The following is a 10,826-nucleotide window of genomic DNA, read 5'->3' as shown; positions in this document are numbered from 1 at the left end:
AGTTTTTATTAAGCAATGCCGGTATGGGGGACAAAATTATAAAAAGCGTTATTATTGACATAATGCTCTTTATATATTTTTTGGTACTGCCTTCAGTCATAACAAGATCGACCAATACGCCCAAAATGGCAGCACCAACAATACTCATAACCCATTTTGAAACTTGATTCATCCATTACCCCCAAATATAGTTTCCTGTACAAACAACTAAAAGCAGCATAATAAAATACATAAATGCAACGCTTAAAATAATAGCTATTAGCATGCCCAAGCATTTTGCAGTTTCACTTATAAAATTAGAAAAGCCTTCATTAGCCAATGGTTCCAAAATTGCAGCAGTAAGTTTTAGCGTTAAAATTAAAACAATGATTTTTATAATTGGAGCCAGTATAGTTGATGCCAACAAAAACAACCCCGCAACTCCAACTGCATTTTTAATCAGCACACTTCCTGCCATTATTAGATTAAAGCCGTCAGAAAGATATCCGCCTATTATCGGAATGTAATGACTTATTGCAAACTTTGCAGTTTTTATAGATACGCCGTCATGCACAGACGCTGTTATGCCTTGAATAGACATAAAAGCAGTAAATACTGTAAAGATTATGCCTATAAGCCATTTTGACATGCTTGAAGTAAACGAAGTAAATTTTTTTAATTTGATCGTAGATGATAAATTTCCAATTATGTTAAATATATATCCAAAAATAAACAACGGAAGTATTATATTAACCATTATTCTACTAACAACCAAAGACAAAACACTTACCATAGGCTGATAAACTGCCGCCGATGTTGTGCCGCCTATAGCCGTTAAAACGCCTAAAAGAATGGGGAAAATTAAATTAATTTGAGTTTGCATTGCGTTTACAGTGTTTTTAGTCAACATTACAAGATAAAAAACTGTAACAGAAACAGATAAAATTACTGCACCGTAACACGCAAAATAAATAACATTTCCTGTGCCTTTATTATTGATTTGAAGATTACTTAATAATGAACATAATGTGGCTATTCCCACAACTGTAGCCAATATCGGCAAAAATGAAGTTATTTCTCCTATTAGAAGATACATTATTGCAGAAAAAATATTACTGCTGTTAAAGTTACCATTAAGCAGTTGTTTTACCCTGTCCAAAAAACCCGAACTGCCAAAAATGGTTTTTTGATCATTATTCAAAGAATTTATTAATTGTTCTAAGCCCCAAAAATCTATGTTGTCTAGTTGTTCTTTTATAGAATCCTGCAATTTTTGCTCGGCTTCTTCTTGCGTCATGTCTTTGGATAATACAAAACAATGACTTAGACTTGTCCAAAAAGTCAGCAACAGCAATATCAGTATTAACAATATTTTTATTCTGTTTATATATAAAACTTTTTTCATTTATGGCAATATAGATATAATTAATTCAATCAAGGCAGTTATAATGGGCAAACTTAAAAATAATATTATAACTTTTCCTCCAAACAACACCTTGTCCGACATACTTTTGGCTCCCATGTCCTCGCATATTCCAGCAGAAAATTCAGTTATATATCCTATTCCGATTATTTTTAGCACACTAGCTATTATTCCTGTATCTAGTCCCGTCTTCTGTGCAAGACCGTTTATAGTCGATATTATATCTACCAGCATATCAACTACCATTAAAAAAACTATTACTGAACCTGCCAATAAGACAAGATAAGCTATTTCTGGCTTTGATTCTTTCAAAAGCGAATATGCAACAGCTGATGTCAGTCCGATTGCAATAATTTTTATTATGTCCATATCGTCTTGCAGACCTTATATAGATTAAATAGTTGTTTTACCGCATCAAAAAGCTGACTTATCATATTTATAACCATAAGCAATACTATAACAAGCCCCGCAAGAGTAACTAATGTCGCGATCTCGTCTTTGTCTGCTTTTTTTAAAATCTGCGTTACTACCGCTGTCAAAATTCCTATCGCAGCTATTCTAAAAATTATTTCAATACCTATCTGCATAATTTGAATCCTTGATTATTAACATTACAAAACTATCACTCCTGCCGCCAAGCCTCCCAAAACTCCAAGCTTAAAAAATAAATTGCCGTATTTTTTGCTTTCTTCTATGGCCGTATTTTGTTTTATCAAAAACGCCTCTTTCAAACTCAAAATACCGCCGCGTTGAGTTAATGAATCACTTTTGCCCAAAATATCTAGTAATTGAATAAACAGCATATATTCTTCGTCATTAAACTTTTCTTTCGGAACATGTGCTAGCAAGACATCATGGTCAATTGTAATTTTGTTATCTAATAATGCGATATATCTTTCCAGCATATTGCCAAGCATCGGAAAAGTATCAAAACGACTTTTTAGCATTTGCGACAAGGTAGGTTGAAAGTATGTTATGTCATTTATCATGCTATCACACAGCCTTACAACCTCGCTCAATAACTGTTCTCTTTTTTTGTAATGCTGGCTTTGTCTGTATCCCAATAAAGCTCCTGCCCCAGTCAGCAATACAAACCCTAATATCTTAATCAACATAAGCTATCCTTACGTTATGTACATATTATTAAAGTTAGAATCAAAAATACCTTCGTAAGTGCCCGGCCCTTTTCTATTAGACAACACTACAAATCTTTCAAAAAGCCTTTTTTTTAAAATGCTGTCAAAACCAGGTTTATCCAGCAAATCCAAGTGGTCATAAGCATGAACAGAAGCAATAACTTTAACACCACAACCAACCGCATAAGTAACTGCATCAAGATCGCTTTGATTAGCCAATTCATCAGTAATGATAATATCTGGTTTCATTGCCCTGATTCCTTGTTCAAATCCATATCTTTTTGAACAATTGCTGATGACATCAGTAAACTCTCCGACATTTAGTTGGGGTAATCCGTTATAACACGATGCAATTTCGTATCTTTCGTCTATTATCAAAGTGTTTAAAATGTTTTGACCTTGAGAAATAAGCCTTGCCAGATCACGCAAAAATGTAGTTTTTCCTCCTCCTGGCGGCGATATTATTAATGTATTATATATTGTGTCTTGCGCCAAAAAGGGATAAGCTGACAACGCGCAGTCATTTACTTCGTGAGGTATTCTTATAATAAGTGAAGTAAAATTTTTGACGCTTTTTATAGCGTCGTCCTCTATTACAAGTTCGCCGCAAATTCCTATCCTGATGCCTCCTCTAACCGTTATATAAGAGTGTTTCAACTGGTTATTTACAGCATACATTGAATAATCTGCTGCCTTATAAATAATAGCCTCCAGCATCTTTCTATCCGTGACTATACTTCCGCCTTCACGCCCGCCTATGCCGTCAGGATTCAAATAATAATATCTACCGCCATAATTAATACATATAGGCAAGCCGCTCCTAATTCTGATTTCATAGACATACTCATAATTTAATTTGTTTTTCAAAATATCAACCAAATATTCTGGTAAAATATTGTCTATCATAACTTGTCCTTAAGAATTATCTTTAAATATATATTAAATAGATTAAAAAAATATGTGCTTTGAAAGCGTAATATAAAAAAAGACCTTGATTATTTTCAAGGTCTTAAAAAGATTTAGTTGAAATTAAACAAGCTAAGGTCTTATAAAGTCTTTATAAGAAAATAAGTTCTAAAAAATCATAAAAAAACGGCGCAAGTATTTATACTTGTGCCGTTTAAAATTACTTTGCGTATTCAGTGCTTCTAAGTTCTCTTATAACATTGACTTTAATTTGTCCTGGATATTCAAGTTCATTTTCAATTTTCTTTGCTATTTCCTTAGCGATAAAGACTGTAGAACTATCATCAACCTCTTCAGGTTTTACCATAATTCTTACTTCTCTACCAGCTTGTATAGCAAAAGATTTTTCGACTCCGGCAAAAGAATTAGCAATTTCTTCCAACTTTTCAAGCCTTTTTACGTAAGTTTCAATAGACTCACGTCTTGCTCCAGGGCGTGCACCTGAAATTGCGTCTGCTGCTTGAATTATAACAGCTTCTGCTGTTTCAGGCTCAATGTCATTGTGATGAGCTGCTATACAATGTATTACATCTTTGTTTTCTTTGAATTTTTTAGCTAACTCAACACCTATTGAAATATGCGTTCCTTCAACTTCATGATCAACTGCTTTTCCTATATCGTGCAAAAGTCCTGCACGCTTACACAAAGCAACATCCAATCCAAGTTCTGAAGCAATAACTCCTGCCAAATGGGATACTTCAATTGAATGTTTCAAAATGTTTTGACCATAACTTGTACGGAACTTTAATCGTCCAACAAGTTTTACCAGTTCAGGATGCAGTCCGTAAACTCCTGTTTCAAACATGGCATTTTCGCCAGCTTCTTTTATCTGATTATCAACGTCTTTCTTTACTTTTTCAACAACTTCTTCTATTCTTGCAGGATGAATTCTTCCATCTGCTATAAGCTTTTCCAAAGCAATACGGGCTATTTCTCTTCTTACAGGGTCAAAACCTGATAAAATAACTGCTTCGGGAGTATCGTCTATAATCAAATCAATTCCGGTTGCACTTTCTAACGCTCTAATGTTTCGGCCTTCTCGCCCAATTATTCTACCTTTCATTTCATCATTGGGTAAAGGCACGACTGACACGGTAATTTCAGCAGTATGTTCTACAGCACATTTTTGAATAGCAAGACTAATAATATTTCTGGCTTTTTTGTCTGCCTCTTCTTTGGCTGTTTGCTCGATATTCCTTACAATTACTGCTGCATCTTTTTTGGCCTCATCTTCAAATTGGGATATCAATAAAGCTTTTGCTTCGTCTCTGCTCATTGAGGCAACTTTCTCTAGTTCCTTGGTAATCTCCGCCTCAGATTCTTTCAATTTCTGTTTTTCTTGTTCTAGCTCTTGTTCTTTTAAAGCCAAATTTCTACTCGTTTGTTCTAAAGATTCTAGTTTTCTTTCTATAGTTTCTTTTTTCTTATCAAGGTATTCTTCCTTTTGTATTATTCGGCTTTCTGTTCTTTGAATTTCGTTGCGTCTTTCTTTTACTTCTTTATCAAAATCGGTCCGCAATTTGTGAACTTCTTCTTTAGCTTCTAAAATTGCTTCCTTTTTGATTGTCTTGGCTTCCATATTAGCGTCTTTGATAATTTTGTCAGCAGTCGCTGTTGCGCTGCCGATTTTGCTTTTAACTATTTGAGCATTTATTATATAACCTACTCCAAGTCCTATCAACAATGCAGCGATAGGTAAAACTATCAAAAGAACGGTTTTAGGAATACTAGCCAACAAAATGATCAGCAAATTGCCGTTCATTTTTTACCTCCTATTCAATTTTCAATATGCGTATATGACTTATAAGAATTAATCAAATTTATTTTAATAAATCAAATGCATTGAGTTTATTTTATCCAATAAAAAATCAAATGTCAACTTGCTTTTTACATTGACAAAGCGTTTTTGTTATTTGCAACGTATTCCTTAACTTTTGCTTCAATTTCCTTGCATATTTCAGAATTATCAACAAGAAATTTGCGCGCGTTGTCTTTTCCTTGACCAATTTTTTCGCCATTGTAGCTAAACCACGAACCGCTCTTTTCTACAATTCCAAATTCAATTGCATAGTCAAGTATACAGCTTTCATTAGATATTCCTTCACCGTATATGATATCAAATTCAGCCTGCTTGAAAGGAGGTGCCAGCTTATTTTTAACAATCTTAGCTTTTGTATGACTTCCTATCATATCGCTTCCGTCTTTCAATGTTTCTACTTTTCTTACATCAATTCTAATGCTTGCAAAGAATTTCAAAGCCTTGCCGCCCGAAGTTACTTCTGGCGAACCAAACATTACTCCTACCTTTTCACGCAGCTGATTAATAAATATCATACATGTCTTGGTACGATTTATGTTTGCTGCCAATTTTCTCAACGCCTTAGACATAAGACGCGCCTGAAGTCCTATGTAGTTGTCGCCCATTTCGCCTTCAATTTCGGCTTTTGGAGTAAGAGCTGCCACGGAGTCAATGACTATTACATCCAAGGCACCGCTATTGACAAGACTTTCAGCTATATCAAGTGCCTGTTCGCCGTTATCAGGCTGAGATATGTAAAGATTCTCAAGGTCAACACCTAGATTTTTTGCATAAAGAGGATCCAACGCATGTTCAGCATCAATAAATGCAGCAGTTCCACCTTTTTTCTGTGCTTCAGCGATAACATGCAATGAAACAGTAGTCTTACCAGAAGATTCAGGTCCGTATATTTCAATAATTCTTCCTCTAGGCAATCCCCCTATACCTGTTGCAAAATCCAAAGACAAACAACCTGTAGAAATTGTTTCAATAGGCGTATTGACTTTTTCGTTGAATTTCATTATTGAACCTTTACCAAATTGCTTTTCAATTTGAGTAATGACTTGTTCTAACGCCTTCTTTTTATTTTCATCCATTTATTATTTTCTCCTTCAATGTCGTAGTATAAAAAAGTAATATATAAAAAAATTATTAATCGTTTGAAGCATTAAGATATTTTATCAATTTGAAAAATGCATTATCACAGCCCTGTAAAATAATATCAGCACGGTTTCCAGAAAAATGATTTTCAAATATATGAATACGGTTTTTATCTCCCAATGCCAAATAGCACAAGCCCACTTGATCCCCTTCAGGACCTGCAAACCCTGTTGTAGCCAATGCTATATCTGCACCTGCATTAATCAATCCAGCCGCCATCTGATAAGCCGTTTCGCTGCTTACAGCGCCTTCTTTTTCAATCACGCCTTTTTGAACATCAAGTCTTAGCACTTTTGCACGGTCAGTATAAGTTACCAATCCTTCATACAAAACAGTGCTTGCACCTGCATTATTTACTAATTGAGATGCAATTGTTCCGCCTGTATATGATTCTGCTATAGAAATTTTTCTGCCCTTTTCACGTAATAATTCAAATGCTTTTTGACTCAAACTTGTATTGCCTTCAGCATAAATGTAGTCTTTCAAAGCTTCTTTAATTTGATTGACTATATTAATAACTTCAATACCTGACATATTGTCTGTATAGCCTATTTCAATATCACATAAAGAACGAGTTTCAATAAACTCTATACTAACACGAGCTTTTGCGCGAGATATGTCTTTTATTAATTCTTTCGCCTGCAATGCATTAATACCATAAGTTCTCAAAATGTGCTTGTATCTGTGAGTAATTGATTTGGACAATATGACAGGCAAAACCATGTTTTCAAACAAAGAAATACCGTTTTGAGTATCAATAAAAACAACTTCGCTAGAATTATATGAGATATAAATATCGGCTTCATTTGCGCCCAAAATTTGCTTGGTCTTATTGTCAGCATTTAATATGATAATATAAGACGATATAGAACTAAGGTATTTCAAATAAATAAGAAAATCATCTTCAAAAAACTTTGCCTTAGTTACTGAATTAACTTCAATACCATTTTTGGTCAGCAAATCAATTAACTGTGAAAACTGCTGTTCACAATCAACATGTTGTGTATATTGCAAAGCCAAAATAGATACTTTCATTATTTACCTTTTTAAAACCAAAATAAATATATGTTTATATTATAAGAATACAGCTTTTGGTTGTGTTTGTAAAGGGTTTTCTAGCTTTTCAGCAAACTAATCTTCTTTTATGACTGCTCTGCCTTTTTGAAAATAATGTATTCCAGAATAAACTGTCAATCCAATAGAAATCAAAAACAAAACCAAGCCAACAGCATACATATACATATAATTAAAATTCAAAAGTTGTCCCACATCCTGAGCACTCATAATAATAGGAATTGCTACGGTTTGTAATGCAGTTTTGGCTTTTCCAGACATATCTGCAGCCATAATGAAATTTTTGGATGCAGCAAGCATTCTTATTGTATTAACAATCAAATCCCTTATCAAAATGATTATTACGCTTATTGCTATTATAATGTTAATTCCGTATGTTTCGGGAGCTGCGAGAATAATCAAAATTAAAGATGATGAAACCAATATTTTATCTGCAATCGAATCCAAAAATTTTCCCAAAGTGGTAATCAAGTTATATTTTCTAGCTATATAACCGTCAGCAAAATCTGTAATTGCCGCAAGAATAAAGACCAAAGTAGCCCAGAGCCTTGCATAAGGTATTACAGCATCAAGCAAAAATAGTGCAATAACAACAGGTACTAGACAAATTCTTACAATAGTCAATTTATTGGGCAAATTCATTGCATTTCTCCTTTTAGATCATAAGTTAAAATGTCAGTTATCTTAACATTATAAAAATTACCTATATCAGCAAAATTACCAGTGAAATAAACAGTAGTATCTACATCAGGTGCATTATATTGCGTTCTTCCGTAAAACAACTTTTTCTTATAATCAATACCCTCATACAAAACCTTTAAAGTTTTATTGAGATATTTCTTATTATTTTCAATTACAACCTTTTGTTGAACGGCAGCTGCTGCTTTCAGTCTTTGATTTTTTATTTTAGAAGGTATTTGTCCGCTCATTCTAGACGCAGGAGTTCCCTCTTCTTTCGAATAAGTGAAGAACCCTACATTGTCAAGTTTATATTCTTCCAAAAACTTTAACAACTTTTCAAACTGCTCATCAGTTTCTTGAGGAAATCCTAAAATAAACGAACTTCTAATGCTTATATCTCCAGCAGCCCTTATTCTTTTGATAAGGTCTTTTACGCCCTGTTCTGTTATATGACGATTCATTCTTCTTAATATTGTATCGTCTACATGCTGAAGCGGAATATCAAGATAATTGCAAATCTTGGGTTCTTTTACAATAAGATCAAGCAATTCATCAGTTATTGTTTCAGGGTAGCAATATAAAAGTCTTATCCATTCGATACCGTCAATTTTGGTAAGATCAGACAATAAACTTACGATATTATAGTTTTTATAAATATCAGTACCATATCTGCCTGTATCTTGAGCCACCAAAAGAATTTCTTTTACACCCATATCAGCAAGATCTTGCGCTTCTTGCAAAATATGCTCTTTTTCTCTCGAACGATAATGACCTCTAATATCCGGAATAGCACAAAAAGTGCAGCGATTATCACATCCGTCTGCAATCTTAAGGTAAGCATAATGCCCCGGCGTTGTAAGCACTCTATTTGTTGTGTCCTGATCTATGGGAACTGTACTGTAATACTGTTCGCCGTTATATAGACGATTGATAATGTTGACTATATCCGAATAATTAGAAGTGCCTATAAAAGCATCAACTTCGGGCAAATCTTTTTTTAGTTCATTTAGATATTTTTGGCTCAAACAGCCGCTTACAATAATCTTTTCGCACTTATTTTCTTTTAACTGTATGGCGTCTAAAATCGTATCAATAGATTCTTTACGCGCCTTTTCTATAAAAGCACAAGTATTGATAATTATGATTTCAGCATCCTGAATATTATCAGTAATTTCAAAAGCAGAACCCGTTAAATATCCTAGCATTTTTTCGGTATCCACTCTGTTTTTGTCACACCCTAATGATATAATTCCAATTGTTTTCATTTGTCTTTATCTTCTTGCAAATCAAATGGCTCGCCAAATTCTTCTTCAAACTGTTCAGGGGTCATTAAAACTTTTCTGGGCTTATTGGTTCCGTCAAAAGCCGATATATATTTTTTTAACTCCAACTGATCCATAATTCTTGCAGCTTTGGCGTATCCGTAGCGGAATCTTCTTTGAATTAATGTAGTTGATGCCTGTCCTAGTTCCAAGAACATTCTCATGATGTTAGGAAGATTGGGATCAGCATCATCAATAAAATTAGCTACGGTTACTCCATCGTTTGTTTCCTGTTCGTTATTTTTTAATATCCTTTCTTCTAATTCTTTATCAAAGAATGATTCATTATTTTCTTTTATAAAGTTAACTACATCATATACTTCATCATTGGTTACATACGCACCCTGTACTCTAAACGGCTCGGGCTTATCGACGGGTGCATAAAGCATATCTCCTCTTCCAAGCAATTTTTCTGCTCCGCCTTGATCCAATATGGTTTTCGAATCGGCAAACGAAGTAACAGAAAATGCTATTCTTGAAGGCAAATTGGCTTTTATTGTACCTGTAATGACATCTACTGAAGGTCGCTGTGTTGCCAGAACTAGATGTATGCCTGCAGCACGCGATTTTTGAGCAATGGAACGAATTTTATCTTCAAAATCACGTTTTGCTTGAGACATAAGATCAGCTAATTCGTCCACAACAATGACTATATAAGGCAACTTCTGAACATCTCCATTTTTTACAACGGACATATTGTTAAAGTCACTTATATCTCTAACTTTATATGAAACAAACAATTCAAATCTCTTTTCAGATTCTTCTATTGCCCATTCAAAGGCATTAAGCGCCTGCTCCGGCTCAGTAATCGGATGTTCTAACAATAGATGCGGCAAACCAGTATAGCTGGTAAATTCTACCCTTTTAGGGTCAACCAATATAAACCTTACATCCAAAGGTGACGATCTGTATATAATACTGGTTATCAAGGCGTTAAGACAAGATGATTTACCTGAATTGGTTGCACCTGCTACCAATAAATGCGGCATTTTGGCAAGGTCTGTAAAAATGTTTTTTCCTGCAATATCCTTGCCCAAAGCAAACGCAAGCGGAGAACTGTGCATATTAAATTCTCTTGATTCAATCAGTTCTCTTAAAGATACTACTTCTATAGTATTGTTAGGTATTTCAATACCTACTGCTTGTTTGCCAGGAATAGGTGTTTCTATACGCACTTTTCCGTTTGATGCCATAGAATAAGCTATATCATCAGCTTTATCTGCTATCTTTCTAACAGAAATTCCAGGCGGCATTTGCAGTTCATATCTGGTAACGGCAGGTCCTTT

At 34.3% G+C, this 10,826-nt stretch carries 11 protein-coding genes; all 11 read right to left on the bottom strand.

Translation table 11 applies throughout. The features are described 5' to 3' along the window. Positions 1 to 175: 175 nt before the first annotated feature. Complete coding sequence (locus VIL26_05120) at positions 176 to 1,384, bottom strand: hypothetical protein (protein ID HEY8390313.1); 1,209 nt, start codon at positions 1,382 to 1,384, stop codon at positions 176 to 178. Beyond that, positions 1,385 to 1,771 (bottom strand): stage III sporulation protein AD, encoded by a 387-nt coding sequence (gene spoIIIAD, locus VIL26_05115; GenBank protein HEY8390312.1) that lies wholly within the window; start codon positions 1,769 to 1,771, stop codon positions 1,385 to 1,387. It abuts the gene before it with no gap. Further along, positions 1,762 to 1,983, bottom strand: a complete 222-nt coding sequence (gene spoIIIAC, locus VIL26_05110; protein HEY8390311.1) for a stage III sporulation protein AC — start codon at positions 1,981 to 1,983, stop codon at positions 1,762 to 1,764. Before spoIIIAC ends, spoIIIAD begins: the two co-directional genes overlap by 10 nt. A 30-nt stretch (positions 1,984 to 2,013) precedes the next feature. Then, positions 2,014 to 2,517: a stage III sporulation protein AB gene (locus VIL26_05105; GenBank protein ID HEY8390310.1), complete on the bottom strand. Its 504-nt coding sequence runs from the start codon at positions 2,515 to 2,517 to the stop codon at positions 2,014 to 2,016. Between the two features lie 9 nt (positions 2,518 to 2,526). After that, on the bottom strand, positions 2,527 to 3,444 hold the full coding sequence (locus VIL26_05100) for a stage III sporulation protein AA (protein ID HEY8390309.1): 918 nt from the start codon (positions 3,442 to 3,444) through the stop codon (positions 2,527 to 2,529). A gap of 220 nt (positions 3,445 to 3,664) precedes the next feature. Next, entirely contained in the window at positions 3,665 to 5,266 is a 1,602-nt protein-coding gene (rny, locus tag VIL26_05095) for a ribonuclease Y (protein HEY8390308.1), read from the bottom strand. Between the two features lie 125 nt (positions 5,267 to 5,391). Continuing rightward, complete coding sequence (recA, locus tag VIL26_05090) at positions 5,392 to 6,399, bottom strand: recombinase RecA (protein ID HEY8390307.1); 1,008 nt, start codon at positions 6,397 to 6,399, stop codon at positions 5,392 to 5,394. Between the two features lie 55 nt (positions 6,400 to 6,454). Further along, positions 6,455 to 7,498, bottom strand: a complete 1,044-nt coding sequence (locus tag VIL26_05085; protein HEY8390306.1) for a CinA family protein — start codon at positions 7,496 to 7,498, stop codon at positions 6,455 to 6,457. Positions 7,499 to 7,594: 96 nt separating this feature from the next. After that, a complete protein-coding gene (gene pgsA, locus VIL26_05080) occupies positions 7,595 to 8,179 on the bottom strand; it encodes a CDP-diacylglycerol--glycerol-3-phosphate 3-phosphatidyltransferase (GenBank protein ID HEY8390305.1) in 585 nt (194 codons plus the stop codon). Beyond that, positions 8,176 to 9,483 carry a 30S ribosomal protein S12 methylthiotransferase RimO gene (gene rimO / locus VIL26_05075; protein HEY8390304.1) on the bottom strand — a complete coding sequence of 436 codons (1,308 nt, stop codon included), beginning with the start codon at positions 9,481 to 9,483 and terminating at the stop codon, positions 8,176 to 8,178. The genes pgsA and rimO overlap by 4 nt, the downstream gene beginning before the upstream one ends. Then, a partial coding sequence (locus VIL26_05070) for a DNA translocase FtsK (GenBank protein ID HEY8390303.1) occupies positions 9,480 to 10,826 on the bottom strand: 1,347 nt, incomplete at its 5' end. The genes VIL26_05070 and rimO, both read right to left, overlap by 4 nt.

The organism is Clostridia bacterium, assembly GCA_036562685.1.
Classification (GTDB): Bacteria; Bacillota; Clostridia; order Christensenellales; family DUVY01; genus DUVY01.
The sequence above is the reverse complement of the archived record's forward strand: the minus strand, read 5'-3'. Positions and strand labels throughout refer to the sequence as shown.